Source organism: Rhodococcus sp. PD04, from assembly GCF_035918275.1.
GTDB lineage: Bacteria > Actinomycetota > Actinomycetes > Mycobacteriales > Mycobacteriaceae > Rhodococcus > Rhodococcus rhodochrous.
Genome location: NZ_CP142143.1, coordinates 1,049,349 through 1,075,200, shown reverse-complemented (window position 1 = coordinate 1,075,200; position 25,852 = coordinate 1,049,349). Strand labels below are relative to the sequence as shown.

The window sequence follows — 25,852 nt, the reverse complement described above, 5'->3', positions numbered from 1 at the left end:
CCTGCAGTCAACAGCCTAGGGACTACCCGAGAGAATGGGGTCCATGCCGCACACTCTCGCCCCGGGTCCCGACGTCGTGGTCGAGACGGAGGTGAAGCACTCGCGTTTCCTCGCGGCGGTTCGTCGTGTCGACACGGCCGACGCCGCGCTCGCCTTCGTCGACGAACAACGCCGACTGTATCCCGATGCCCGACACCATTGCTGGGCGTTCGTGGTGGGTGACGACCCGTCGGCGCGCGCCGAGCGGTCGAGCGACGACGGTGAGCCGGGCGGTACGGCCGGCATTCCGATGCTGCAGGTCCTGCACCACCGGGATCTCGTGAACGTCGCGGTGGTGGTGACCCGATGGTTCGGAGGGATCAAGCTCGGCGCGGGCGGGCTGGTGCGCGCGTACTCGGGTGCGGTCGCGACGGCACTGGACGAGGCGCCCCTCGTCGAGCGCAGACAGCAGGAGAAGTTCACCCTCGCGATCGATCACGGCGAGGCGGGTCGCGTGGAGGCGGAACTGCGCGGGCGCGGCGTCGCGGTGCTCGACGTGGCCTATGCGGACCGGGTGGTCCTCACCGTCGCGGGGCGCGAACGGAGCGAACTGGAGGGCTGGGTGGCGTCGTTGACGTCCGGGGTGGGAGAGCTCGAACCTGCGGGAATCGACTGGATCGACACCTGAAACGGCGCGTGCGCGCCTCCCGATGGCCGGAGCCACCGGAAGGCGCGCACGGAAGGTGACGCTGCTGTCGGAGCGACTGCAGGATCAGAGCGACTGCAGGATCTCGCGAGCGAGCGCAGCGGTCTCGGACGGCGTCTTGCCGACCTTCACGCCGGCCGCCTCGAGAGCGTCCTTCTTGGCCTGAGCGGTGCCCGAGGAGCCCGAGACGATGGCGCCGGCGTGGCCCATGGTCTTGCCCTCGGGAGCGGTGAAGCCCGCGACGTAGCCGACGACCGGCTTGGTCACGTTGGCCTTGATGTAGTCGGCCGCGCGCTCCTCGGCGTCGCCGCCGATCTCGCCGATCATGACGATGACCTTGGTCTCCGGGTCCTTCTCGAACGCCTCGATGGCGTCGATGTGGGTGGTGCCGATGACCGGGTCGCCGCCGATGCCGATGGCGGTCGAGAAGCCGTACTCGCGCAGCTCGAACATCATCTGGTAGGTCAGGGTGCCCGACTTGGAGACGAGGCCGACCGGGCCCTTGCCGGCGATGTTCGCCGGGGTGATGCCGACGAGCGACTCACCCGGGGTGATGATGCCGGGGCAGTTGGGGCCGATGATGCGGGTCTTGTTGCCCTTCTGGACGTTGTAGGCCCAGGCGTATGCGGAGTCCTGCACGGGGATGCCCTCGGTGATGACCACGAGCAGCGGGATCTCCGCGTCGATGGCCTCGACGATGGCGTCCTTCGAGAAGGCCGGGGGAACGAACGCGATCGAGACGTCGGCGCCGGTCTCCTTCATGGCCTCGGCGACGGAGCCGAAGACGGGGAGCTCGACCGGGTTGCCGTCCTTGTCGGTGTGCGAGACCGTCGTGCCGGCCTTGCGGGCGTTCACGCCGCCGACGACCTGGGTGCCGGCCTTGAGCATGAGCGCGGTGTGCTTGGTGCCCTCGCCGCCGGTGATGCCCTGGACGATGACCTTGGAATCCTTGGTAAGGAAGATTGCCATTGTTCTGTGTGTCCCTTTACTTCGCTGCGAAGGCGAGTTCGGCCGCCTTGTCGGCAGCCTCGTCCATGGTGGCGACGACCGTGACCAGCGGGTGGTTGGCCTCGGCGAGGATGCGGCGACCCTCGTCGACGTTGTTGCCGTCGAGGCGGACGACCAGCGGCTTGTTGGCCTCGTCGCCGAGGATCTCGAGAGCCTTGACGATGCCGTTCGCAACCGCGTCGCACGCGGTGATGCCACCGAAGACGTTGACGAACACGCTCTTGACCTGAGCGTCGTTCAGGATCACGTCGAGACCGGCAGCCATGACGGCCGCGGAGGCGCCGCCACCGATGTCGAGGAAGTTGGCGGGCTTGACGCCGCCGTGCTTCTCGCCTGCGTAGGCGACGACGTCGAGGGTCGACATGACCAGGCCGGCGCCGTTACCGATGATTCCGACCTCGCCGTCGAGCTTGACGTAGTTGAGGTCGTTCTCCTTGGCCTTGAGCTCGAGGGGATCCGTGGCGTCCTTGTCCTCGAACTCGGCGTGGCCGGGCTGACGGAAGTCGGCGTTGGCATCCAGGGTGACCTTGCCGTCGAGGGCGAGGATCTGGTCGTCCGGGGTGCGGACGAGGGGGTTGACCTCCACGAGGAGAGCGTCTTCCTTGACGAAGACCTCCCACAGCTTCTGGATGGTCACGGCTGCGGCGTCGAGGACCTCGGCGGGCAGGTGGCCCTTCTCGGCGATCTCGCGCGCGAACGCGAGGTCGACACCCTTGACGGCGTCGACGGGGACCTTGGCGAGGCGCTCCGGCTTGGTGGCGGCGACCTCTTCGATCTCCATGCCGCCCTCCACCGAGCACATGGCCAGGTAGGTGCGGTTGGTGCGGTCGAGCAGGAAGGAGATGTAGTACTCCTCCGCGATGTCGCTGGCCTCGGCGACCAGGAGCTTCTTGACGATGTGACCCTTGATGTCGAGGCCGAGGATGTTCTCGGCGTGGGTCTGCGCGTCGTCTGCGGTGGCGGCGTACTTCACGCCACCGGCCTTGCCGCGGCCGCCGACCTTGACCTGGGCCTTGACCATGACCGGCTTGCCGATTTCCTCCGCGATCTCGCGGGCACCGGCGACAGTGTCGGTAACACGGCCGGCCGACGTCGGCACGTCATGCTTGGCGAAGAGTTCCTTCGCCTGATATTCGAAGAGATCCATCTGCTCACCGTCTCGTCTGCGTTCACGCCCGCTCCGGGGTATCGAGCGGGTCGTTTCGGACTCTAGTTTCTCGGCCGGGCCGCGGATCACGCGCGGCAGTCCCATGTGGCACAGGTCACGCGCGCGTTGGTCCGGGAACGACTTCGCAGTTCTCCTCCCGGAACGTGGCGGGCGCCACGTTCGAGCGGAGCACTCGGTTCAGGATGACAGGTACCCACTCGCCCGCTGACACCGGATCCCACGCTGCCGCGATGCAACAGACTCGTGACGTGTCGGAAAACAGTGTTTGGGACGCCGGCCGCTGGGGCATGTCCCAATTTGCCCCGGTTTGCACTGTGATGCCACTCACATAACGTCCGCCGGACGAACTACGGCTTGCCACCCCTGCGATCGCTTCGTTACCGTCGCCTGGTCGAAGTAACGATGAGGTCACGAACGGAGGATGGCGATGCGCTCTGGTAACCCGAGTGCCGAGAGCCGAACCCGCCGTCCCGAATCGGCACCCGAAGACTGGAACGCCTGGGAAGCCGCCACGATGGACTTCCGCAACACCGGCCCCGGTCCCGAGCCCACCTACTACTCCGACTCCTTCGGCCACGCCGTCCGCGACGACCGCTTCGCGCAGGATCGTTCCGACCGCGACGACCGCTTCGCGCAGGATCGTTCCGACGAGCGCACCGACGTCACCGCTCCCGCATCCCGCGGTGGAGCCCATCGACTTCCCACTCCCCCCACCGCCCTCAAGGGCCGCGCCGCGGTCTTCGCTGTCGCCGCAGGCGCCGTGGTCGCCGCGGGCCAGGCCGCAGCCAACGGTGGCCCGGGGCAGAACACCGACCACTCCGAGGTCGCCCTCGCTGCCGGCGAAGCCGATTCCTCGATCATCACCGCCACCGCAGTGCCCCAGGCCGCGCAGTTCGCGCCGACCGCCGACGCCGAGCCGTCGCAGGCACCGCAGGTGCTCAACATCGCCGACCCGAACGACCTGTCGCAGTTCTCGAATCTTCTGGCCAAGGGCCAGCGGTTCAGCGAGGAACGCGCTGCGCGCGAGGCCGCGGCCCGCCGTCCGCTCTTCGTTCTCCCCGCCGTGGGGTCGTTCACCTCGAACTTCGGCGCACGCTGGGGCACCCTCCACGCCGGCGTCGACATCGCAGGCCCCATCGGCACCCCGATCCTCGCGGTCGCCGACGGTGAGGTCATCGATTCCGGTCCGGCCTCCGGCTTCGGCATGTGGGTCCGGCTCCTTCACGCCGACGGCACCGTCACCGTGTACGGGCACATCGACCAGTCCCTGGTGACCGTGGGTCAGCGCGTCATGGCCGGCGACCAGATCGCAACCATGGGCAACCGCGGTTTCTCCACCGGCCCGCACCTGCACTTCGAGGTGCACCTCAACGGTGTCGACAAGATCGACCCCGTCCCGTGGCTCGCCACGCGCGGTATCGCCCTCGGCATCCAGCGCGACTGACCGACGTCGCCGTACGTTCGGCCCGCCGTTTCCCCGTTCCCCCCTTCCCGTTTCGGCGCGAATCCGCTTCTGCGTGCGAATCCGCGCCTGCCACAGGCTTTCAGGGCATCACAGCTTGATCATCGGCACACCGCCGACGAGCATCAGCCGCACCTTGCCGGCGCTGCCGAAGTCGATCACGACGGTGGCCGTGGGGCCCGAGCCCCGGGTTTCGAGAACCGTTCCCAGACCGTACTTGTCGTGGCTGACGCGATCGCCGACGTCGAGCACCAACTGGTTGTTGCGTCCGCGCGCCGCACCGAAACTCGGCGTGCCCGACGAACCGCGCCGCTCGCCCGCACCGAACCGTGAACCGGTGCCCGAGCCGATCGCCTGCCCGCGCGCGGGTGTGGGCTCGAGGCGTCGCCAGTCGATGAGATGCTGCGGAATCTCCTGCAGGAAGCGGGATTCCGGATTGGTGAGGGGCTGTCCCCAGGACGACCGCAGCACGGCGCGCGTGAGGTAGAGACGACGCCGGGCTCGGGTGATGCCGACGTACGCGAGTCGCCGTTCCTCGGACAGCTCGGCCGGATCGCCCAGGGCACGCATGTGCGGGAACTGGCCGTCCTCCCAACCGGTGACGAAGACGACGGGGAACTCGAGGCCCTTCGCGGTGTGCAACGTCATCAGCGTGACCACACCGGCCTCGTTCTCCGGGATCTGGTCGGCGTCGGCGACGAGCGAGACCTTCTCGAGGAAGGCCGCGAGCGATCCCGGTTCGGGATCGCCCTCTTCGCGTACGTCGTCGACGATCCCGGCCGCGTTGCGCACGTCGGCGCTGAATTCTCTTGCCACGCTGACGAGTTCGTGGAGGTTGTCGAGACGGGCGCCGTCCTGCGGATCGTCGCTCGCCGACAGCTCTGCGCTGTACCCGGTGCGTTCGAGGATCGCCTCGACGATGTCGCCGATGTCGGCCGTGTCGTTGCCGTCGGCGTCGCTCGCGACGAGCATCGCCCGCAGGTCGTCCATCATCTCGACGAAACCGGCGATCGCCTTCTGCGCCCGCGTGTTCAGCAGCGCGACCTTGCCGACTGCGGCGTCGGCGAGGGCCTGCCCGAAGCCGACACCGAGCCGCTCGGCGTGCACCGCCACGCACGCTTCGGCGCGATCGCCGATACCGCGGCGAGGGGTGTTCAGAATGCGGCGCAGGCTCACCGTGTCGTCGGGATTGTCGAGCACTTTCAGGTACGCGACGATGTCGCGCACCTCCTTGCGCTCGTAGAACCTCACACCGCCGACGACCTTGTAGGGCACACCGTGCCGGATGAAGACATCCTCGAACGCGCGGGAAGCATTGTTGGTGCGGTAGAACACCGCGATGTCGGAGTAGGTGGTGGCGCCGCCGTCGACGAGCCGATCGATCTCGGCGGCGACGAACCGCGCCTCGTCGTGCTCGTTGTCGGCGACGTAGCCGGTGATGAGTTCACCCTCGCCCGAATCGGTCCACAGCCGCTTCTCGCGGCGCCCCGTGTTCTTGGAGATGACGGAATTCGCCGCCGACAGAATGTTCTGGGTGGAGCGATAGTTCTGCTCGAGCAGGATCGTGCGCGCCTGCGGATAGTCGCGCTCGAACTCCTCGATGTTGCGGATCGTGGCGCCGCGGAAGGCGTAGATCGACTGGTCGGCGTCGCCCACCACGCACAGTTCGCTTGGGGGGACGGCGGACTCCTCCTCGGGATCACCCACGAGGGTGCGCACCAGCACGTACTGCGCATGGTTGGTGTCCTGGTACTCGTCGACCAGCACGTGGCGGAACCGGCGCCGGTAGTACTCGGCGACCTGCGGATGCGCCTGCAGCAGCGCCACCGTCTCGCCGATGAGGTCGTCGAAGTCGAAGGCATTCGCCGTGCGCAGGCGCTGCTGGTAGTGCGCGTAGACCCGGGCGACGACGCGGGTGAGTTCGGTGGCCGCCGAATCGGTCTCCGCCTCGTGGGCGGCCTCCTCGGGCCCGATCAGTTCGTTCTTCAGGTTCGAGATCTGCGTGGACAGCAGCCTGGCGGAGTACTTCTTGCTGTCGAGTTCGAGATCCTTCGCGATCATCGTGAGCAGACGACGGGAATCGTCGGCGTCGTAGATCGTGAAATTCGAATTCATGCCCTGCAGCAGACCCGCCTGCGCGCGCAGGATCCGGACGCAGCTCGAGTGGAAGGTCGAGACCCACATCGCATTCGCGCGCGGCCCCACCAGGGCCGCCACCCGCTCACGCATCTCGGCCGCGGCCTTGTTGGTGAACGTGATGGCGAGCACCTGACCAGGGACGACGCCGCGCTCGGCCAGCAGATAGGCGATACGACGGGTGAGCACCGCAGTCTTGCCGGAGCCCGCGCCCGCGACGATCAGCAGCGGGGCCCCTTCGTGCGTGACCGCTTCCCGCTGCTGCGGATTGAGCCCTTCGAGAAGAGCATCGGATCCTGGGTGGGAGTTTGCGAGCGCGACGGGAGTGTTCATCGTTTCACCAAACTACCGGACCGCGCGGACAACGGATCCGGACCACACAGTCGATCGAGCCGAGTGGCAGGGCCTACAGGGTGAGTGGCAAACTGGAGGCCATGTCTTCTGTCCTTTGCAGGCTCGGATCGAGTTCCGGTTGTCGCTGTCGATTCCCGACCGCCGGCCCGACCCGATACCGGTAACAGCCGCTCCCATACGGGCGATCCTTCAGAGCAGATGCGAGGAGACGACATGAGCACGCACATCGATTCTTCCCTTTCCGGCGAGCCGGGCCAGGCGAACGCCGGAACACCGGCCGCGGCCGACGACACCGGAGTGCCCACCGAGGCCGAGATCGAGGAGCTCCGCAAGGAGATCGATCGTCTCGACGCCGAGATCCTGGCCGCGGTCAAGCGCCGCACCGAGGTCTCCCGCATGATCGGGCGTACCCGTATGGCGTCCGGCGGTACCCGTCTCGTGCACAGCCGCGAGATGAAGGTCCTCGAGCGGTTCAGCGAGCTGGGCCAGGAAGGCCACACCCTGGCGATGCTGCTGCTCCGCCTCGGGCGTGGCCGCCTGGGTCACTGACGGCGAGGCCGTCCGCGTCAGTGACGGCGAAGCCGTCCCGGCCATCGCTGAGTTCCCTACTGCAGGGCGATGTACTTGGTCTCGAGGAATTCCTCGATGCCCTCGGTACCGCCTTCGCGTCCCAGCCCGGAATCCTTGATTCCGCCGAACGGGGCCGCGACATCCGAGACGACCCCGCGGTTCACACCGACGATGCCCGTTTCGAGCGCATGCGACACGCGCAGGGCCCGGTCGAGGTCGCGCGTGAAGATGTAGGCGGCGAGCCCGTAGCGGGTGTCGTTCGCTGCCGCGAGCGCTTCCTCCTCGGTGTCGAAGCCGGTGACGGCCGCGACCGGCCCGAACACCTCTTCCTGCAGGATGCGGGCCTGCTTCGGCACGTCGTCGAGGACGGTCGCCGGGTAGAACCATCCCGGACCGTCGGCAGGTTCCCCGCCCAGGCGCACCGAGGCGCCCGCCGAAACGGCGTCCTGTACGAGTTCGATCACGGTCTTCTTCTGGTTCTCGTTGACCAGAGGGCCCAGCGTCGCGTCGGGGTCCGTTCCCGGCCCGAGCTTGTACGACGCCATGCGCTCGGTGAGCTTGGCGACGAAAGCGTCGCGCACCGAATTGTGGACGTGGAAGCGGTTCGCGGCCGTGCAGGCCTCTCCCCCGTTGCGCAGCTTGGCCGCCACCGCGCCCTCGACCGCCGCGTCGAGATCGGCGTCCTCGAAGACGACGAACGGCGCGTTGCCGCCGAGTTCGAGCGAGGTGCGCAGCAGCGAACGACCGGCCTTCTCGGCGAGCATGCGACCGACCTCGGTGGAGCCGGTGAAGGTGAGCTTGCGCAGCCGGGGATCCTCGAGCAGCGGCCCGGTGACCTCCCCGGCATGCGAGGACGGCAGCACCGACAGGACGCCCTTGGGCAGTCCTGCCTCGTCGAAGAGCTGCGCGAGCAGCTGGATCGTGAGGGGTGTCTCGGACGCGGGCTTGACGATGATCGTGCACCCCGCGGCGAGGGCGGGACCGATCTTGCGGGTTCCCATCGCGAGCGGGAAGTTCCACGGCGTGATGGCCAGGCAGGGGCCGACGGGCTGTTTGGTCACGAGAACGCGGCCGGTGCCGGCCGGGGCGGGCGTGTAGCGACCGGCGATGCGGACCGCTTCCTCGGAGAACCATCGCAGGAATTCGGCGCCGTAGGTCACCTCCGATCGGCTCTCCGGCAGCGCCTTGCCCATCTCGAGTGTCATGAGCAGCGCGAAGTCGTCGGCGCGGTCGGTGATCTTCTGCCAGACCGTCCGCAGCAGTTCGGCGCGTTCACGCGGCGGGGTCGCTGCCCATTCAGGACCGGCCGCGACGGCCGCGTCGAGGGCCCGTAGGGCGTCGCCGGGCGCGGCATCGGCGACACGGGTCAGTTCGTCGCCGGTCGCGGGATCGTGGACTCCGAAGGTGGCTCCGTTCTCGGCCGCCACCCATTCACCGCCGAGGAACAGGTCGGTGGGGACGGACCGAATCAGTTCTGCAGCATCCATATGCCCCATCATGCGCGCCGCGGTCGCTCGCTGTGGGAAACCGAAGGATCCCTTCGTCACACCGAGGGACACAGTCGCACACCGGGCGCACCGTGTGGGGGCGCACTACTGTCGACGACATGAGCGACGTAACCGCAACGGCACCGTGGAAAGCTCTGGAAGACCATCGCGACCGGCTCGAATCGGTGTCGCTGCGGCAGTTGTTCACCTCCGAACCCGAGAGGGTCTCGGCGTTGACGGTCCCTGCCGGGGATCTGGTGATCGATTTCAGCAAGCAACGCCTCGACACCCCGGTCCTGCAGGCCCTGCTCGAGCTCGCCGACACCGCGGGGATCGCCGCGGCTCGGGAGGCGATGTTCTCGGGTGAGCACATCAACGTCACCGAGGACCGCGCGGTGCTGCACACCGCCCTGCGCCTGCCCCGCGATGCGACGTTGGTCGTGGACGGGGTCGATGTCGTCGCCGACGTCCATGCCGTGCTCGACCGGATGGGCGAGTTCACCGACCGCCTCCGCGCCGGCGACTGGCGCGGCGCCACCGGCGAGAAGATCGCCACGGTGGTCAACATCGGCATCGGCGGCTCCGATCTCGGCCCGGCGATGGTCACCCGCGCGCTGCGCCGTTTTCACGACGGGCCGGCGGCGCGGTTCGTCTCCAACGTCGACCCGGCCGATCTGACCGCGGCACTGGCCGACCTGGACCCGGCCACCACACTGTTCATCGTCGCGTCGAAAACGTTCTCCACCCTCGAAACCCTCTCCAACGCCACCGCCGCCCGCCGCTGGCTCATCGACGCCCTCGGCGAAGACGCCGTCGCGAAGCATTTCGTCGCGGTGTCGACCCATACGGAGCGGGTGGTCGAGTTCGGTATCGACCCGGCGAACATGTTCGAATTCTGGGACTGGGTGGGCGGGCGTTATTCGGTGGGATCGGCCATCGGCCTGGCCGTGATGTGCGCCATCGGCCGGCAGCGGTTCGGTGAGTTCCTCGCCGGCATGCACGCCATCGACACCCACTTCACCACCGCGCAGCCGGCGCAGAATGCACCGCTGCTGGCGGGGTTGATCGGGGTGTGGAACGCGAGCGTCCTCGGCCACCGGTCGCGGGCGGTGGTGCCCTATGCGCAGGATCTGGCGCGGCTGCCGGCCTATCTGCAGCAGCTGACCATGGAATCGAACGGCAAATCCGTGCGCGCCGACGGCACACCGGTCTCGTGTCCGACCGGGGAGGTGTTCTGGGGCGAGCCCGGTACCAATGGTCAGCATGCCTTCTTCCAGCTGCTGCACCAGGGCACCGAGATCGTCCCCGTCGACTTCCTCGGCCTCGCCCGTTCCGGCGACGACCTGCCCGCCCGCGACGGGCAGACCGGCATGCAGGTGCTGTTGCTGGCGAACATGTTCGCCCAGGCCAAAGTGTTGGCCTTCGGCCGTGATGCCGACGAGGTGCGTGCCGAAGGCGTCGACGAGGCGTTGGTGGCGCACAAGGTCATGCCCGGTGATCGGCCGTCGACGACGATCCTCGCCCCCGAACTCACGCCGTCGGTGGTCGGGCAGATCATCGCGTTCTACGAGCACCAGACCTTCGTCCAGGGCATCGTGTGGGGGATCGATTCGTTCGACCAGTGGGGCGTCGAACTCGGCAAGACCCAGGCCACCGCCCTGCAGACCGTGCTCGCCGGCGACGACACACCCGACACCGGCGACGCGTCCACCGACCACCTGATCGAGATCTACCGCAACCTGCGCGACGGAGCGTCTACGTAAACCTGATACTTCCTGCCACCTACATGCCAGGCGGTCCAGACCCACGTTCCTCACGGCTACCCGAGACATCCTGCGATGCCGCGGGCTCGACCGTGTCCCACACCGACGCTTCAGGTGCAGGACGAGACTTCAACGTGTTCACCCCCTCAGCGGGAGTCGGGGCCGGAACACTACGACGGACACGGCGATGCCGCGGCCTGCCCGGAGTCGGACCGGTCTTGTCCCGGCACTTGCGCACCGGAGCATGCTCGATGGTGCGGATCTCCAGATTCCCGGCACGGGTGCGGACCGCCGCACCCCGTCCGAGGAGAACACGCTTGGCGAGATTCACCCCCGCCACATGATCACGATTCCCACCCACCTCACAATGTGCGCACCACGCGTTGTGGTAGCCACCCGGCCGGGCCAGCGGTGAGTTGCACCCCGGACACCACGCCGACGACCCGCGGGCGGGGACCGACACCGCCACTACACCCACCCGGGCTGCGGTCTGAGCCAGCGCGTCGGCGGCCTTGCGGCGCGCGGACTGCGCCGCCCGATTGTTGTTCACCCGGCCACGCCCACGCGGTTCGAGGGTCGCGAGATCTTCGACGGCGATCATCGTCGCGTCGGCGGCGACCGCGTAGTCGGTGACCTGACGCGCGAAATGAAACGCCATCTCCCGGTTGATCTTTCTTCGCTTGGCACCGACCGCGGTGCGGTTCTCGTCGAGCACGGCGATCTTCGCTTCCAGCTCCGCCCGGAGCCGGGGTGGTGCGTTCTCGGCGAGCCGAGTCAGGCGGGCTGCCTTGCGGTGCAGGAATTGGCCTTCGGTCTGCAGGCGGGCAAGTTTGATGCCGAGTCCGCGGTCATCGTACGTGTAACCCTCATAGTCCGACACCAACCCGTCGCCGGTGTCGGTGGCGATCGCGGCGGCGCCGAGGGCCGACGGTGACCAGTCCACCCCCACCGCCACGGTCGCGGCACGCGGTTCGCCGGCGGGGACGGCTTCGGTGGCAGCACAGCGCAGCAACAGACCCCGGCCGTCGAGGGTCAGAGTCGGCAGATGCCACGCAGTAATCGGACGGCCGTGCAGGTGCGGCGGGAGCGCGGCGGTCAACCGCACCGCCCGCCACTGGGTCCGTGTCGTCGGGGTGCCGGTGGTGGGGAGCTTGACCGTCAAGATCATCGCATCGTCGGTGACGGTGAGCTCGGCGAGTTGTTTGTCGGCGGCGGACAGGCGGGCCATGGCGCTGACCTGTGGTGGTGTTTGGATGTCGGTGATCCTCAACCGTTCGGGCTGCGCAGAAGCCGAGGTGGCCGCGTCCGAGGTGCGATCGTCGGTGGTGGCCGCGTCTGACGTCGATGCACCCGAAGCATCGGCCCGACGGGTACGGGCGAGCAACTGCCGCCGTACACCTCGGGCGAAGCCCGACGGCACGGGCACCTCCCCACCGGCAGGCGGGGCGATACGCCCGGTAGCGGGATCGAACCGGGCCGAGAGCGACGCGATCGCAGTGTCGCGGTAGGCCGAGGTCCGTAGCGTCGCGGTGGCCTGTGCGGTGACCACCCGTGACACCCGTGACGGCACATACACCCCGTCCGGGTAGGTGGGGGCCCAGCCGAGACGAGCAGCGACGACGTGCCCGTGTTTCGGCAGAGCCCGGCCGTCGCGGTCGCGGCCCGCAGTGAGGGTGTCGAAGGTGGCGGGATGCCACAGACGTGTGAGTAGTTCGGTTTCGGCGCCGGTGATCAGGCCGAGCAGCCACCGGATGCGGGTGTCGAGGTCGTCGAGTCCGATCGGATCTCCGGTGGTGTCGTCGACTGCGAGATACGGTCGGGTGGTGAAGGCGAACCGACGGTGGTCGGTGGTGTCGGTCATTGCTCATCCCTGCCCAACCGTGCCCCCGCATCATCGAGAAGTCGACGTTGGTTCTGCTTCGACCGCAGCCGGTAGAACCGACCCGAAAACGACGCCAGCAGTGCCATGAAGTCGTCCATCAGTTCCTCCGCCAGCGATATCTCGCCCTGCTCACGCAGCACCTCGACGGTAACTCCGACCACCGACAGGTACCGTTCGATCCACACCACCCCGAACCGCGCCAGGCGATCCCGCCACACCACCCGTACCACCGTGAAGTGTCCCCGGGCGGCGTCGTCGAGCAACCGATCCAATCCGGCCCGCTTCTCTCGCAGCCCGGATCCACGGTCCTTGTACACCCGGTACACTGCACCGGTGGCGCTCTCGCGCAACATCGCCTCTTGATGGGTGAGCGATGATTCCTGCCCTGTGGAGCCCGACACACGGCAGTACAACGCTTCGATCCGGGCCGAGGGCGTCCTCCCGGCTGCGGGCCGACCGAGATACCGGTCGAGGTCTGCTTGCTCGAAAATGCGCTGACCGGAACCCATACGGCGAGAAGGCAACCGGCCTTCCGCCGCTGCCTTAGAGAATGTCTCATTTGGCGAGTTTCTTGAAGCAGGTCAACGCTGCGGCGAGTTGGAGGAAAGCAGCGAAGCGCTCGCCGTGGCGCTCGTAGCGGATGGTCAGTCGGCGGTAGCCGGTGAGCCAGGCCAAGGTGCGTTCGATCTTCCACCGGTAACGGCCGAGGCGCTCGCTGCTGTCGACGCCGCGGCGGGCGATCCGCGGAACGATGCCCCGTGCCCGCAGCCACCGGCGGTGTACGGGGTAGTCGTAACCCTTGTCCGCCCGGACCCGGCCGGGTTTGCGGCGGCGCGGACCGCGAGGTGAGCGCACCGCGGGAATCGCGGCGACCATGGGTTGCAGCATGACGCTGTCGTGGGTATTTGCTGAGGTCACCGCGGTGACGAGCGGGATACCATCGGCGTCGGAGAGGATGTGGATCTTCGAGCCGCTCTTGCCTCGATCGACCGGGCTGGGACCGGTCAGAGAGCCCCCCTTTTCGCCCGCACGTGCGCGGCGTCGAGGATCGCGGCGGACCAGTCCAGGTCCCCACCGGCGCCGAGCCGATCGAGGACCCGGCGGTGCAGCTCGTCGAATACCCCGGCCTTGGCCCAGGTGGTGAACCGTCTATGCGCGGTCGGAACACTGACTCCGAATGACGGCGGCAGGTGCCGCCAGGCGCAGCCGCTGGTGAGCACGTAGACGATAGCGGTGAACACCGCCCGATCATCGAGTGCCGCCCGGCCGCCGCCTTGGGGCCGCGCCCGGAAGCCGGGCAGCAACGGTTCGACGATCTCCCACAACGCATCCGGTACCAGCCGGGAAGACAACGCATCGACCACGACGATGCATTATGCCGCACAAACGATCTAGGCCATAAGAGACATGCTCTTACGCACCCCCCACGACTGACATGTTCCGATATTCGGCGGCCTCTCCGATGCGCGCGGTTGAGTGAGTATCAGAAAGTATCATGTAGTGTCAGGTATTTCGCCCACTGTTGTCAGCCTGACCGCACCCTGCTCGAGAGATCAAGCAGCCTTCGGATCGGACCAGGCCGTGGTGGTCCGGACCCGTCCGTGCGTGTCGACGAGACGCGCCGGCAGGTCGTACTGCTCGAGCCACGACAGGGCTCCGATCCCCCGCTGCAACGCCGTCGCCGCGGCCGCATCGGCCCACACCGCGTCGGGAGCGATGACGCTGACGAGACGCCACCGCTCGGGATCGGCGACGTCGCTGGTGTGCGACGCCATCGCCCATCCGGCCGGCAGTTCGACCGAGCCTCGATCCGGGAGCGGCACCTGCCATCCCCCGGCCGGCGCGTGCCCCGCAGTGGCCATCACGTCGCCGATGCGCACGAGCGCCCCGCATTCGAGCAGGTTCGCGACGAGCGCCGCGGAGTAGTCGACGGTGTCGGCCACGGCCGTCGCGCCGAGTTCGAGGCTCACTCCGAAGGGAGCGAGCACGATGTCTCCGTCGATCTGCACGTCGCGGTAGGTGGGGATCGGATGGATCGGCGGGATGGCCCCGGCGTCGACGGAGGCATCGTCGGAGTCGACCGGGGTGACGGCCCCGCCCGTCATGCGGGCCGCCCACAGCGCCGACCGCACCATGGACGCCAGTCGGGGGCTCATCGTGACCGGAGTGCCCTGGGCAAGGTTCACAGTGTGGATCTCGGCGTCGCCCCGGCGGCTGTCGCTCACCGCCTCCGACTCGGCGACGACGCCGCGCACGATCATGCGGGCACGGTGCAGTGCATGCGGCTCGGTCACCGCGAGTGCGATCTGCCGACCCCACTCCCACCATTCGTTGCTGCCGATCATGACCGGCTCCACCCGTGTTCGATTCCTCGCAGGACGTATTCCAGTATGCCCGCGACCTACGACAGGTGACAGCGCCGCAGGATCGGACCCGCCCTCGTCAGACCCGATCGAGGATCGCGGCGGTGTCCACACCGGTCGGCAGTGTGCCCATCGCGATGCCCCAGTCGTCGTCGAGCCGGCTCCGGCAGAAGGCCTCCGCGACCGCGGGATGCCCGTGCCGGACGAGCTGCGCGCCCTGCAGGACCAGCGCCATGAGCTCCACCACCCGCCGTGCCCGGTACTGAGCGTCCTCGAGATCGGCGAGTTCCTTGCCCACCCGGGCGATGGCCGAGTCGAGCCGCGGATCGGCGCCTTCCGCAAGCCTGGTCTCGGCGAAGAACGCCTCGACGGTGTCGGGTTGCCGGGCCATGGCGCGCAGCGCGTCGAGTGCCGCGACGTTGCCGGATCCTTCCCAGATCGACATGAGCGGCGACTCGCGGTACAACCGCGGCATGCCCGATTCCTCGGCGTAGCCGTTGCCGCCGAGGCATTCGAGGGCTTCGGCCGCCACCGCGGGCGCCCGCTTGCACACCCAGTACTTGGTCACGGCCAGCGCGATGCGGCGCAGCGCGGCCTCCTGCTCGTCCCCGGCGGCGCGGTCGGTGGCCCCGGCCAGGCGCATCATCATCGTCGTCGCGGCATCGGACTCGACGACGAGATCGGAGAGGACGTTGCGCATGAGCGGCTGATCGACGAGCAACGCGCCGAACGCCTTCCGGTGGCGGGCGTGATGGACTGCGCGCAGCGTCGCGACCCGCATGTTCACGGCCGAGCCGATGACGCAGTCGAGTCGCGTCATGTTCACCATCTCGATGATGGTGTTGATACCGCGACCTTCCGGGCCGACGAGCCAGCCGATCGCGTTCTCGTACTCGATCTCGGAGGAGGCGTTCGACTTGTTGCCGAGCTTGTCCTTCAGCCGCTGGATGCGAATGGCGTTGCGAGTGCCGTCGGGGAGGACGCGCGGGAGCAGGAAGCACGACGGTCCGTGCTCGGTCTGCGCGAGGGTGAGGAACAGGTCGGACATCGGCGCGGAGGTGAACCACTTGTGCCCGACGATCGTGTACGAACCGTCCGCGTTGGGGGTCGCGGTGGTGGTGTTGGTGCGGACGTCGGACCCACCCTGCTTCTCGGTCATCGACATCCCGGCGATGAGACCGCGCTTCGTGGAGGGTTCGCGCAACCCGAAGTCGTAGTGCGGTGCGGCCAGCAACGGCTCGTAGCGCTCGGCGAGTTCGGCGTTGTGGCGCAGCGCCGGGACCGCGGCGTAGGTCATGGAGATCGGACACATGTGCCCGGCGTCGGTGTGTCCCCACACGTAGAACTTCGCGGCGCGGGCGACGTGCGCGCCGGGACGCGGGTCGCGCCAGGGTGCCGCGTGCAGGCCGTTCTCGACGGCGACGGTCATCAGGTCGTGCCAGTGCGGATGGAACTCCACCTCGTCGATGCGGTGGCCGTATCGGTCGTGGGTGTGCAATACGGGCGGGTACTCGTTGGCGAGCCGGCCCCAGTCCTGGGCACGGGCGGTGCCGGCGAGGGCGCCGAGTTCGCGGACCTCGTCCTTGGCCCAGCTCGCGCCTTCGCGGCGCAGCCCCTCGAGGAGGGCGGGGTCGTCGGCGGCCCCGTAGGGCTCGAGGTCCGGTACCTGGTTGAACACCTCGTGGGTGGCGGGGAAATTCACGGCTTCACTCCTGATGTCGTTCCGGAAGGCAGGTGCCCCGCCGCTCGCAACGCGAGGGCGACGAGGTCGGGGACAGTGGATCCGGCCGCGCTGTCGCGATGGCCGCGAAGGCGGCCGGTGAGCACCTCACCGACGGCCCCGACGAGCGCGGCGGCGGTGAGTTCGACGTCCTGTTCGGGGAATTCACCGGTCGCGACGCCGTGGCGTACGGCGTTCGCGAAGGCCGCCGCGAAGGCGCGGCGCAACACGAGCCGTTCGGCGTCGACCGCCGCGTCGACCGGTTCGGCGAGCAGCGCGTAGGCGAGGGTGGGATTGCGCAGGGCACGGCGGGAGAAGGTGTCGACCACCGCGCTCACGCGGTCGGCACCGGATCCGGTTGCGGCCGCGGACGTCACGGCCTCGACCTCCCGGTCGCACAGTTCCCGGAAGATCCGCACCACGAGATCGGACTTGTCGACGTAGTGCCGGTAGACGCTGCCGGTGGCGACGCCGGCCCGTTCGGCGACCGCCGAGACGGACAGTCCGCTGTAGCCGCGTTCGCTGAGCAGAGCCACGGCGGCAGCGGCGATCGCCTCGCGCTGCGCGTCGAGTCGCTCCTGCACTGCGGGTGTCCGCCGGTACGCCACACCAAGGATTGAACCTCGGTTCAGTGCTTCGGTCAACGGTCGGCGCTACGGTCGGGATTGTGAATCGCCTGAGCGTCGTGGACGAGATGTTCCTCCACCGCCACAAAGGAACCGGCCTGCCGTCGGTGATGCAGGGTCTGTGGCGCACCGACGAGACCGTGGACGCGACCCTGTTGCTGTCCCTGCACGACGTGCTGTCCGAAGGCCCGCTCGGTCGCCGTGTGGTCCGCCCCCGGGTTCCCGGTGCACGCCCCCGCTTCGAACCCAACACGCACGTCCATCCCCTGCGCTATCCCGCGACCCCCATCCCCGACGACGAGCTCCTCGCCTGGGCCGACGAGCACGCGAACGTGAACGTCGATCCCGAGCTCGGTCCCGGCTGGGCGCTCGCCGCGACCCGACTCACGAGCGGCGGCACCGCACTGTCGATCGTGTGCTCGCACGTCCTGACCGACGCGCGGGGATTCGTCCGCGCGGTCGCCGACGCGCTCGCCGACCGGCCGCGACGACCCGACCCCGGTCGTCATTCCGACCTGCGCGATGCGATGCAGCTGTTCCGGAAGGTCGGCGGCGGGCTGCGCCGCGTCAAGTACACGCCCCGCACGGAGAAGCCGCCCGCGCCGCAGACGGTGCGGTCGCGACCCCGCACCGCGCTCGTCGACGTCGACGCGGCGCAGTGGAAGGCTGTCGCGGCCGCGGAGGACGGCAGCCCGAACGCCCTGCTGCTCGCCGTGTCCGCCGGTGTCGCCCGGCGCGCCCGCATCCCGTTCCCCGTGCGCATCTCCGTTCCGGTCGACGACCGGAAGGAGGGAACCGTCTCCAACGGCGTGTCGATGGTGGGGATCACCGTCGACGACGGCGACACGCTCGCCTCCATCCGCGCCCGCGCCGCGCACGCCTACTCGCAGCCACGGGAGGGCGCCCCGCACAACATGCCGGCCGAGATCCTGCAACTCCTCCCCGACCGGTTCGCAGCCCGCGTCGCGCGAGGCGCAGGCGAGCGGGACCTGTTGTGTTCCAACATCGGCGCGGTGCCCCGCGAACTCACCACCCTGGGGCCGTACCGCACCACCGGCATCGCGATGCGCGCCATGCACCCGGGACTCGACACCCGGCCGGCCCGCACCGCGACCCGCCTGTCGGTCTACGCCTGCCACACCGACGAGCGGTACACCCTCGCGTTCGTCGCCCTCGACGAGGAGCGCTTCCCCGACACCGCGACGCTGCGCACCTACGTGCGGGCCGAGCTCGCGGACCGGGGACTCGAGCCCCACTCCTGGTGACGTCGACGGTGGACACGGCGGCTACCGTGACGCCCCGTCACGTACAGTGCGGAGCATGACGCCCGAGACCCACGTCACATTCGCCGACGGAACCGTCCGCGGCACCCGGCTCGGCGACCTCCTCGCCTGGCGCGGCATTCCCTACGCCGCTCCCCCGGTGGGCCCGCTACGGCTGCGTGCGCCGCAACCGGTCGAGCCCTGGACGGGGGTGCGCGATGCGATGCAGTTCGGCAATGCCGCCCCGCAGCATCCGCGCTATGCCGAGACCGGGCGTCGCGGGGTACGTGTGCGTCCCGACGAGGACTGCCTGACCCTCAACGTGCTCGCCCCCGCCGGTCGGGTCCACGCGCCGCGACCGGTCATGGTGTTCATCCACGGCGGCGCGTTCACCCTCGGCACGAGCGCCCTGTCGGTCTACGGCGGCGAGTCGCTGGTCCGGCGCGGCGACGTCGTCTACGTGTCGATCAACTACCGCCTCGGAGCGCTCGGCTATCTCGACTTCGGGTCCTTCTCCACCGATTCGGTGCGATTCGATTCCAATCTCGGCCTGCGCGACCAGGTGGCGGCGCTCGAATGGGTGCAGCGCAACATCGCGGCGTTCGGCGGCGACCCCGACAACGTGACGATCTTCGGCGAGTCCGCCGGCGGCACCTCGGTGACGACCCTGCTCGCGACACCCGCCGCACGCGGACTGTTCTCCGCCGCGATCGCACAGAGCCCGGCACCGAATCTCGTCGTCACCGCCGACCGCTCGGCCGAATGGGGCCGGAAGTTCGTCCAACTGCTCGGCGCCGATCCGGATACCGCGGCGCGGGCGCTGCTCGACGCCTCCCCCGCCGAACTCGGACGGGTGGGATCGCGGCTCGGGGCGCAGGTGCTGCGCGCGACCCCCGGTCTGCATCCCTTCGGGCCGGTCGTCGACGGCGATTTCGTTCCGCTCCAGCCGCTCGAGGCGTACGAGACGGGCGCAGCGCATCCCGTTCCGCTCGTGCTCGGGACGAACGACCGCGAAGGTGCACTGTTCCCGAAGTTCCTCGACGCGTTGCCGACGAGCCCGCGGCGGATCGACGCGCTGTTCGCCGCGACCGACCCGGAGGCGAAGGATCGCATCACGGCGGTCTATCCGGGATATCCGGACGAACGTGCCGCCGTCGATCTCGGCGGCGACCTCACCTTCTGGTATCCGTCCGTGCAGATCGCGCAGGCACATTCGCGTTTCGCGCCGACCTTCATGTACCGCTTCGACCTCGCGCCGCGACTGCTGCGGTGGACGGGTTTCGACGCGACGCACGCGGTGGAGTTGCTCGCGGTCTTCGACCAGACCGACGAGCTGCTCGGCCGGGCGCTCACGGCGCTCGGTGGGCGACGCGGCCTGCGTACGGCCGCCGGGGCGATGCAACGTCAGTGGCTGAACGTGGCCCGGCACGGCGAACCTCTGCCGTCGTGGCCGCGCTACGACGAGAAGGACCGCGCAACAGTGATTTTCGACGAGGTCACGCGCGTCGAGCACGATCCGCGGCGCGAGCGTCGACTCGCGTGGGAGGGCTACCGCGGGTACACCGCTCCGGCACCGGTGCCATGAGCGCCGCTACTCGGCGAGTGCCATGAGCGTCGCTACTCGGCGAGTGCAGTGAACGACTGCTATTTGGCGACGGTGAGCAGGAATGCGACGTCCTCGATGGCGCTGACGCTGTGCCGGACCGGCGGGATGATGATCATGTCGCCCGCCGAGCCCTTCCACACATCGTTGCCGGCGACGAGCTGGAGCTGACCCGACAGCACCTGCAGGGTCGCCTCGCCGGGGCTGTCGTGCTCGCCGAGTTCGTGGCCGGCGAGCAACGCGACGACGGTCTGCCGCAGGTGCTTGGTATGCCCACCGAAAACCGTCTGGGAGCTGCGTCCGCTGCTGGACGCCGCTGCGAGTTTGAGCTGCTGCCGTGCCAGGGCGGTCAACGAGAGCTTGTCCATGTACCGCAGTATCGCTCAGATGCCGCCGCGAGAACTCAGCTTCGCGCGTACCGGATCCAGCGGAACCTGATTCCCTTGGTGGACGTCATCCATTCCCCGGGCTCCGCCACCCACTCGGTCCCGAGGGGAGGGGCGGTCGCATCTCCGGCGACGTCGAGGTCGACCTCGGTCACGAGCAGCTGCGTCGCGAACGGCATCGCCTGCGCGTAGATCTGGCCCCCGCCCATGACGACGACCTCGTCCTCACCGGCGAGTGTCAGTGCGTCCTCGAGACTCGTCGCGGTCTCGGCACCCTCGGCCGACCACTCGGCGTTGCGGGTGACGACGATGTTCCGGCGGCCCGGCAGCGGCCGGAACTTCGGGGGGAGCGAGTCCCAGGTGAGCCGGCCCATGACCACCGGCTTGCCCATCGTGGCGTCCTTGAAGAACGCCATGTCCTCGGGGATGTGCCACGGGATGCTGTTGTCGCGGCCGATCACACCGCCGCGCGCCTGCGCCCAGACGAGGGTGACATCCCCCATCAGACGGCCACCGGCGCCTTGATCGCCGGGTGGTGCCGGTAGCCGACGATCTCGACGTCCTCGTAGCGGTAGTCGAAGATCGAGTCGCGCGGGTGCAGCTTCAGCGTCGGGTAGGGATACGGCTCGCGGGTGAGCTGCTCGGTGACCTGCTCGATGTGGTTCGAGTAGATGTGGCAGTCGCCGCCGGTCCAGATGAACTCTCCCGGCTCGAGTCCGGTCTGCTGCGCCACCATGTGGGTGAGCAGCGCGTAGCTGGCGATGTTGAACGGCACGCCGAGGAACATGTCGGCGCTGCGCTGGTAGAGCTGGCAGCTGAGCTTGCCGTCGGCCACGTAGAACTGGAAGAAGGCATGGCACGGCATGAGCGCCATCCGGTCGAGCTCGGCGACGTTCCACGCCGAGACGAGGATGCGCCGCGAGTCGGGGTTGCTGCGCAGCGTCTCGAGCACCTGGCTGATCTGGTCGATGTGCTGCCCGTCCGGGGTCGGCCACGAGCGCCACTGAACGCCGTAGACCGGGCCGAGATCGCCGTCGGGTGCGGCCCACTCGTCCCAGATCGTCACGCCGTGCTCCTGCAGCCACTTGACGTTCGAGTCGCCGCGCAGGAACCACAGCAGTTCGTAGACGATGGACTTCAGGTGCACCTTCTTCGTGGTGATCAGCGGGAAGCCCTCGGACAGATCGAAGCGCATCTGGTGGCCGAACAGGCTCCGCGTGCCGGTTCCGGTACGGTCGGCCTTCTCCGCGCCGGTCTCGAGGATCAGGCGCAGCAGGTCTTCGTAGGGCGTCGACACAGTCACGAGCGCAGTCTATCGGGGGCGCGATGGTGTCCGTCGCCACCCGCGAACGGCCCGGCGACCGTAGCCTGTTCCCATGCCCGAGCTCCCCGAAGTGGAAGCACTTGTGGTGTTCCTGCGCGAGCACGCGGTCGGCAGCGTCGTCGGACGCATCGACGTCGCGGCGCTGAGCGTGCTGCAGACGGCCGACCCGCCGATCACGGCGCTGCAGGGACGCGACATCACCGGAGCTTCGCGCTTCGGCAAGTTCCTCGCGATCGACTGTTCGGGGCTGCATCTGATCACCCACCTGTCGCGGGCAGGCTGGTTGCGCTGGCTCGACGAACCGTCGCAGGCTCCCCCGAAACTCGGTCGCGGTCCGCTTGCGCTCCGCGTGCATCTGTTCGCCCCCGACGCGACGACACCGGCCTTCGATCTCACCGAGGCCGGTACGAAGAAGCGCCTGGCGGTCTGGGTCGTCGACGATCCGCAGACGGTGCCCGGCATCGCCCGCCTCGGCCCCGACGCGCTCGCGCTCACCCGGGACGAGTTCGCCGCGCTCCTGACCGACAGCACCTCGCGTCTCAAGACGCTGCTCACCGATCAGAAGGTTCTCGCGGGCATCGGCAACGCCTACTCCGACGAGATCCTGCACGTCGCGCAGCAGTCGCCGTTCGCGACAGCCGGCAAGCTCACCGACGACGAGGTGACCGCCCTGTACGGGTCGATGCGGTCGGTACTGACCGACGCCGTCACCCGCTCGGTCGGGCAGGACGCGGCGCGCCTCAAGGGCGAGAAACGGTCGGGACTGCGCGTGCACGGGCGTACCGGCGAGCCGTGCCCGGTGTGCGGCGACACCGTCCGAGAGGTCTCCTACACCGACCGTTCGTTCCAGTACTGCCCCACCTGCCAGACCGGAGGGAAGGTCCTCGCCGACCGGCGGATGTCCCGCCTGCTGAAGTAGCGTGCGCGCCGTGCAGGCCCGTTCCCGTCTCCGCGAAGAGGTCCGCACCCTCGCACCGGGTTACTTCGCCTTCGTCATGGCCGGCGGCATCGTCTCCATCGGTCTCCACCTCCGGGGTATCCACCTCGCATCGGCCGCGCTGCTGATCGTGTCCGCGATCGGATACGCGACGCTCGCAGGTCTGTCGGTGTGGCGGTTCCTCGCGTTCCGCGACGAGGTCCGTGCCGATCTCGCCGATTCCGGACGGGCGTTCGGCTTCTTCACCTTCGTCGCGGGCAGCAACGTGCTCGGCGTGCGGCTGATGATGGACGGTTGGCACTCCACCGCGGCCGTACTGCTCGCGGGTGCGGCGGCGACCTGGTTGGTGCTCGGATATGTCGTCCCGTGGACGGCCGTGCTCGGCACGGCGGAGCGTCCCGTCCTCGCGAAGGCCAACGGAACGTGGTTCGTCTGGGTCGTCGCCAGCGAATCGGTGGCCATCGCCGCGGCCACCCTCCAGCCCGTCTACCGCGAACTGGACCGGCTCCTCGCTGCCGTCGCGGTGTTCACCTGGGGCGTCGGGCTGTTCCTGTACGCGGCGGCCGGGATCTTCGTCGCCGCGCGGATGCTGCAGTATCCGCTGAGACCCACGGATCTGACCGCACCGTACTGGGTGTCGATGGGAGCGTGCTCGATCACCGTCGTGGCAGGCTCACGCATCGTCGAGATGGACGACGCACCGATGGTCGACGCGACCCGCGGTCTGATCGCGGGCCTCGCCGTCGTCATCTGGGCCTTCGCGACGTGGCTGATCCCGCCGCTCGTCGCGGCCGGTTGGTGGCGGCACCGCGTCCACCGGGTGCCGCTGGACTACGACTCGTCCCTGTGGTCGATCGTCTTCCCGCTCGGCATGTACGCGGTCGCCGGGATGTATCTGGGTCGCGCCGACGACCTGCCGCTGGTCGGCGCGATCGGCGCCGCCGAATTGTGGGTCGCGGTAGCGGCCTGGGTCGTGGTGTTCGCCGCGATGCTGCACCGGATGTGGGTCCGGCTCACGCGGCCGGTCGACGAGCGCGACCGACGGTGACCGTCCGCGCGCGGGCCCGTCCCACACCGCCCGCGTGGCGGGCTCGTCCCACACCGCCGTACCAGCGGACGGCGAGCACGACGGCCAGGGCCACCCCGACCGCGTCGCCGCCGTAGTACATCAGCTGGGCGCCCGCCTGCAGATCGGATGCGGCGAACATCGTGCCGGGAGGTGACTGCGCGTACAACGTCTTCGCCAGCACCGCGTGGACTGCGCCGGCCACGAGCAGCACCACCGCGAGGTGCGGGAGACCGTACCGGCGCCGGAGTGGGTCGAGGCGGCAGATCGCGACGGTGAACAGCATCCCCGCGGCGAAGACGTGCAGGTGGACGACGATCGCGACGAGCGTGTCGTCGTGCATCGCCGCGAACAGCGGTGTCCGGTAGAGCACCCACAGCCCACCCATGTCCAGGACCGCCGCGACGGCCGGCGCCGTGAGCAGTGCGGCAGGTCGCGAATGCAGCACGGTGAGCAGACCTGTGCGTGTGCCTCCCACCGGGATGCTCCTCAGCAGCAGCGTCACCGGCCGGCCCAGCACGATCAGCAGGGGTCCGACCATGCCGACGAGCAGATGCCCGGCCATGTGCGCGGTGAACGGACCACCGGGCAGAGGAACTACCGCCGCAGCAGCGACGGAAGGCAGCACCGCTGCCGCGCCGAAAGGCAGCACCGCTGCCGCGACGGCGCCGGCACCTGCTGCGACACTCGCGTCACGCCACCACGGCCACGCGTCGCCGCGTCGCCGCAGCCGCACGGCGGCCCCGATGTACAGCGCGACCCCCACGACAGCCACCAGCAGAACGACGAGGGCGAGCGCTCCCGGCCCCATGTTCGTCGGATGGTCGTGCACCGGGCGGCTCCTATCCGTCCGCGAGGCCGGAGGTGCGAACACTCCGTCGCGCCGACCACCACAGGAGCGCACCGACGACGAGGAAGACGAGAGCCCCTGCGATCCAGGCCAGGTCGTAGGGCCACACGTCGACGTCGTAACGGATCTGGTGGACGCGGAACACCTTGTGGTTCACCAGCCCGTCGAACAACTGGAATGCACCGGCCCCCATGAGCAGCGCGGCCCAGAAGTGTCGTACCGCCAGGGCGTGCCTGCGGCGCACATCCGCGAGCAACGCGAATCCCGCTACGAGAACGAGCAATTCGGCCGTGTGCAGCAGCCCGTCGGACGCGAGACCGACCGCGGGTGTGGAGCGATCGTAGAAATGGTGCCAGCCGAGGATCTGGTGGAAGACGATCTCGTCGATCGCGGCCATGAGCGCCACACCGAGGAGTGCACCGCTGATCGCGGAGTGCCGCACCGAGATTCCGCAGTACGTGTCTCCGGGTCGTGTCGCTCCGGTCATCGCTCCCTCACCGTCTCGCCCGAAGGACGCTTCTTCACCGTGCCGTCCGCAGGACTCCGCCCTGGGAAACTCCGCCCCGGGAATACGGGTTGTTCCGATCCCGCGGCGGGTACCCGAGCGTTCATGCTGAGAAACGCACTGTGGGAAGGCCTGGTCGCCGGTGCGGCCGGCGTCGCCGCCATGACCGTCGGGGAGAAGATCGAGCAGGCCGTCACCGGGCGACCGAACTCCCACGTGCCGGGCCGCGTACTCGCACGGTTGACGGGCGCCTCCGAATCGGCCGGGCAACACTCGACCGCCCTGAACTGGACGATGCACTTCGGGCAGGGCATCGCCCTCGGCGTCCTGCGTTCGGTCATGGCCGAGGTGGGCCTGCGGGGGCCGCTCGCATCGTCGAAGTTCACCGTCGTCCGTCTGACCAACGACCAGATCCTCGAGAACGCGACCGGTGTGGGAGCCCCGCCGCAGACGTGGCCCCGCTCGGAACTGGCGATCGACGTCCTCCACAAGAGCGTCTACGGCTTCGTCACCGGAGCCGTCGCCGACGCGCTGGCCGCCCGCCGTGGTCCCGGCCCGGGTGGGCGACACGCTGCGCTCGTGCCCGGCCGCCACGCGGACATCGGCCCCGTCCCTCGCAGCGCGGCCGCCGGACGGTAGCCGGGCGCCGCAGCACAGGTCACCTGCGGCGGATCACGGAGGGGTACGGAAACGTC

24 protein-coding genes are annotated in these 25,852 nt (G+C 68.9%); 9 read left to right on the top strand and 15 right to left on the bottom strand.

Annotation, left to right across the window (positions count from 1 at the left end; all coding sequences use genetic code 11):
- The first annotated feature begins 43 nt into the window (after nucleotides 1-43).
- A complete protein-coding gene (locus tag U9J23_RS05065; RefSeq protein ID WP_085468989.1) occupies nucleotides 44-667 on the top strand; it encodes an IMPACT family protein in 624 nt (207 codons plus the stop codon).
- 84 nt (nucleotides 668-751) lie between these two features.
- Here U9J23_RS05065 and sucD read toward each other — a convergent pair whose 3' ends face one another.
- Nucleotides 752-1,654 carry a succinate--CoA ligase subunit alpha gene (gene sucD / locus U9J23_RS05060; RefSeq protein WP_059381695.1) on the bottom strand — a complete coding sequence of 301 codons (903 nt, stop codon included), beginning with the start codon at nucleotides 1,652-1,654 and terminating at the stop codon, nucleotides 752-754.
- Between the two features lie 16 nt (nucleotides 1,655-1,670).
- The gene (sucC, locus tag U9J23_RS05055) at nucleotides 1,671-2,840 is read right to left on the bottom strand and encodes an ADP-forming succinate--CoA ligase subunit beta (protein ID WP_006553761.1); all 1,170 of its coding nucleotides are present in this window, start codon (nucleotides 2,838-2,840) and stop codon (nucleotides 1,671-1,673) included.
- Nucleotides 2,841-3,282: 442 nt separating this feature from the next.
- Between sucC and U9J23_RS05050 the strand changes: the two genes are divergently transcribed.
- On the top strand, nucleotides 3,283-4,305 hold the full coding sequence (locus tag U9J23_RS05050) for a M23 family metallopeptidase (RefSeq protein ID WP_272267651.1): 1,023 nt from the start codon (nucleotides 3,283-3,285) through the stop codon (nucleotides 4,303-4,305).
- Nucleotides 4,306-4,413: 108 nt separating this feature from the next.
- Here the strand turns inward: U9J23_RS05050 and pcrA are convergent, their stop codons facing one another.
- On the bottom strand, nucleotides 4,414-6,792 hold the full coding sequence (gene pcrA / locus U9J23_RS05045; RefSeq protein ID WP_230823545.1) for a DNA helicase PcrA: 2,379 nt from the start codon (nucleotides 6,790-6,792) through the stop codon (nucleotides 4,414-4,416).
- Nucleotides 6,793-7,026: 234 nt separating this feature from the next.
- On the opposite strand from pcrA, the gene U9J23_RS05040 reads away from it, so the two are divergent.
- Nucleotides 7,027-7,362: a chorismate mutase gene (locus tag U9J23_RS05040; protein WP_120281645.1), complete on the top strand. Its 336-nt coding sequence runs from the start codon at nucleotides 7,027-7,029 to the stop codon at nucleotides 7,360-7,362.
- Between the two features lie 56 nt (nucleotides 7,363-7,418).
- Here the strand turns inward: U9J23_RS05040 and U9J23_RS05035 are convergent, their stop codons facing one another.
- Complete coding sequence (locus U9J23_RS05035) at nucleotides 7,419-8,870, bottom strand: NAD-dependent succinate-semialdehyde dehydrogenase (protein WP_059381699.1); 1,452 nt, start codon at nucleotides 8,868-8,870, stop codon at nucleotides 7,419-7,421.
- A 119-nt stretch (nucleotides 8,871-8,989) separates the two neighbouring features.
- On the opposite strand from U9J23_RS05035, the gene pgi reads away from it, so the two are divergent.
- Complete coding sequence (pgi, locus tag U9J23_RS05030; protein WP_326601686.1) at nucleotides 8,990-10,633, top strand: glucose-6-phosphate isomerase; 1,644 nt, start codon at nucleotides 8,990-8,992, stop codon at nucleotides 10,631-10,633.
- A gap of 19 nt (nucleotides 10,634-10,652) precedes the next feature.
- On the opposite strand, the gene U9J23_RS05025 is transcribed toward pgi, so the two are convergent.
- From U9J23_RS05025 to U9J23_RS05000, 6 genes are all read right to left on the bottom strand, one after another.
- Complete coding sequence (locus U9J23_RS05025; RefSeq protein ID WP_272266676.1) at nucleotides 10,653-12,494, bottom strand: zinc ribbon domain-containing protein; 1,842 nt, start codon at nucleotides 12,492-12,494, stop codon at nucleotides 10,653-10,655.
- A complete protein-coding gene (locus U9J23_RS05020) occupies nucleotides 12,491-13,024 on the bottom strand; it encodes a recombinase family protein (protein WP_272267079.1) in 534 nt (177 codons plus the stop codon). Before U9J23_RS05020 ends, U9J23_RS05025 begins: the two co-directional genes overlap by 4 nt.
- Before the next feature lie 46 nt (nucleotides 13,025-13,070).
- A protein-coding gene (locus tag U9J23_RS05015; RefSeq protein ID WP_442802266.1) for an IS5 family transposase occupies nucleotides 13,071-13,879 on the bottom strand; the annotation gives its coding sequence in 2 pieces (ribosomal slippage) (nucleotides 13,071-13,529 and nucleotides 13,532-13,879; 807 coding nt in all).
- 189 nt (nucleotides 13,880-14,068) lie between these two features.
- Nucleotides 14,069-14,860 carry an FAD:protein FMN transferase gene (locus U9J23_RS05010; RefSeq protein ID WP_272266678.1) on the bottom strand — a complete coding sequence of 264 codons (792 nt, stop codon included), beginning with the start codon at nucleotides 14,858-14,860 and terminating at the stop codon, nucleotides 14,069-14,071.
- Nucleotides 14,861-14,957: 97 nt separating this feature from the next.
- Complete coding sequence (locus U9J23_RS05005; protein WP_326601682.1) at nucleotides 14,958-16,580, bottom strand: acyl-CoA dehydrogenase family protein; 1,623 nt, start codon at nucleotides 16,578-16,580, stop codon at nucleotides 14,958-14,960.
- Nucleotides 16,577-17,206, bottom strand: coding sequence for a TetR/AcrR family transcriptional regulator (locus U9J23_RS05000; RefSeq protein ID WP_272266682.1), 630 nt, complete (start codon nucleotides 17,204-17,206; stop codon nucleotides 16,577-16,579). Before U9J23_RS05000 ends, U9J23_RS05005 begins: the two co-directional genes overlap by 4 nt.
- A 59-nt stretch (nucleotides 17,207-17,265) precedes the next feature.
- Between U9J23_RS05000 and U9J23_RS04995 the strand changes: the two genes are divergently transcribed.
- Nucleotides 17,266-18,489 (top strand): hypothetical protein, encoded by a 1,224-nt coding sequence (locus U9J23_RS04995; protein WP_085469327.1) that lies wholly within the window; start codon nucleotides 17,266-17,268, stop codon nucleotides 18,487-18,489.
- 55 nt (nucleotides 18,490-18,544) lie between these two features.
- Nucleotides 18,545-20,071, top strand: a complete 1,527-nt coding sequence (locus U9J23_RS04990; protein WP_326601679.1) for a carboxylesterase/lipase family protein — start codon at nucleotides 18,545-18,547, stop codon at nucleotides 20,069-20,071.
- A 59-nt stretch (nucleotides 20,072-20,130) separates the two neighbouring features.
- Here U9J23_RS04990 and U9J23_RS04985 read toward each other — a convergent pair whose 3' ends face one another.
- The 3 genes from U9J23_RS04985 to U9J23_RS04975 are packed head-to-tail and all read right to left on the bottom strand — an operon-like array spanning nucleotide 20,131 to nucleotide 21,778.
- The gene (locus U9J23_RS04985; RefSeq protein ID WP_059381704.1) at nucleotides 20,131-20,457 is read right to left on the bottom strand and encodes a cupin domain-containing protein; all 327 of its coding nucleotides are present in this window, start codon (nucleotides 20,455-20,457) and stop codon (nucleotides 20,131-20,133) included.
- 35 nt (nucleotides 20,458-20,492) lie between these two features.
- The gene (locus U9J23_RS04980; protein ID WP_326601676.1) at nucleotides 20,493-20,978 is read right to left on the bottom strand and encodes a dihydrofolate reductase; all 486 of its coding nucleotides are present in this window, start codon (nucleotides 20,976-20,978) and stop codon (nucleotides 20,493-20,495) included.
- Nucleotides 20,978-21,778, bottom strand: coding sequence for a thymidylate synthase (locus tag U9J23_RS04975; RefSeq protein ID WP_059381706.1), 801 nt, complete (start codon nucleotides 21,776-21,778; stop codon nucleotides 20,978-20,980). The genes U9J23_RS04980 and U9J23_RS04975 overlap by 1 nt, the downstream gene beginning before the upstream one ends.
- A 73-nt stretch (nucleotides 21,779-21,851) precedes the next feature.
- On the opposite strand from U9J23_RS04975, the gene U9J23_RS04970 reads away from it, so the two are divergent.
- Both U9J23_RS04970 and U9J23_RS04965 read left to right on the top strand, forming a co-directional pair.
- Nucleotides 21,852-22,718 carry an Fpg/Nei family DNA glycosylase gene (locus tag U9J23_RS04970; RefSeq protein WP_326601673.1) on the top strand — a complete coding sequence of 289 codons (867 nt, stop codon included), beginning with the start codon at nucleotides 21,852-21,854 and terminating at the stop codon, nucleotides 22,716-22,718.
- 1 nt (nucleotide 22,719) lies between these two features.
- Entirely contained in the window at nucleotides 22,720-23,784 is a 1,065-nt protein-coding gene (locus tag U9J23_RS04965; RefSeq protein WP_326601671.1) for a tellurite resistance/C4-dicarboxylate transporter family protein, read from the top strand.
- Here U9J23_RS04965 and U9J23_RS04960 read toward each other — a convergent pair.
- Together U9J23_RS04960 and U9J23_RS04955 are read right to left on the bottom strand one after the other, a co-directional pair.
- A complete protein-coding gene (locus tag U9J23_RS04960; RefSeq protein ID WP_326601670.1) occupies nucleotides 23,750-24,634 on the bottom strand; it encodes a cytochrome c oxidase assembly protein in 885 nt (294 codons plus the stop codon). The genes U9J23_RS04965 and U9J23_RS04960 overlap by 35 nt on opposite strands.
- A 10-nt stretch (nucleotides 24,635-24,644) precedes the next feature.
- On the bottom strand, nucleotides 24,645-25,139 hold the full coding sequence (locus U9J23_RS04955; protein WP_326601668.1) for a DUF2243 domain-containing protein: 495 nt from the start codon (nucleotides 25,137-25,139) through the stop codon (nucleotides 24,645-24,647).
- 123 nt (nucleotides 25,140-25,262) lie between these two features.
- Here U9J23_RS04955 and U9J23_RS04950 point away from each other — a divergent pair, with 123 nt between their 5' ends.
- Nucleotides 25,263-25,796: a hypothetical protein gene (locus tag U9J23_RS04950; protein WP_326601666.1), complete on the top strand. Its 534-nt coding sequence runs from the start codon at nucleotides 25,263-25,265 to the stop codon at nucleotides 25,794-25,796.
- The last annotated feature ends 56 nt before the right edge of the window (nucleotides 25,797-25,852 follow it).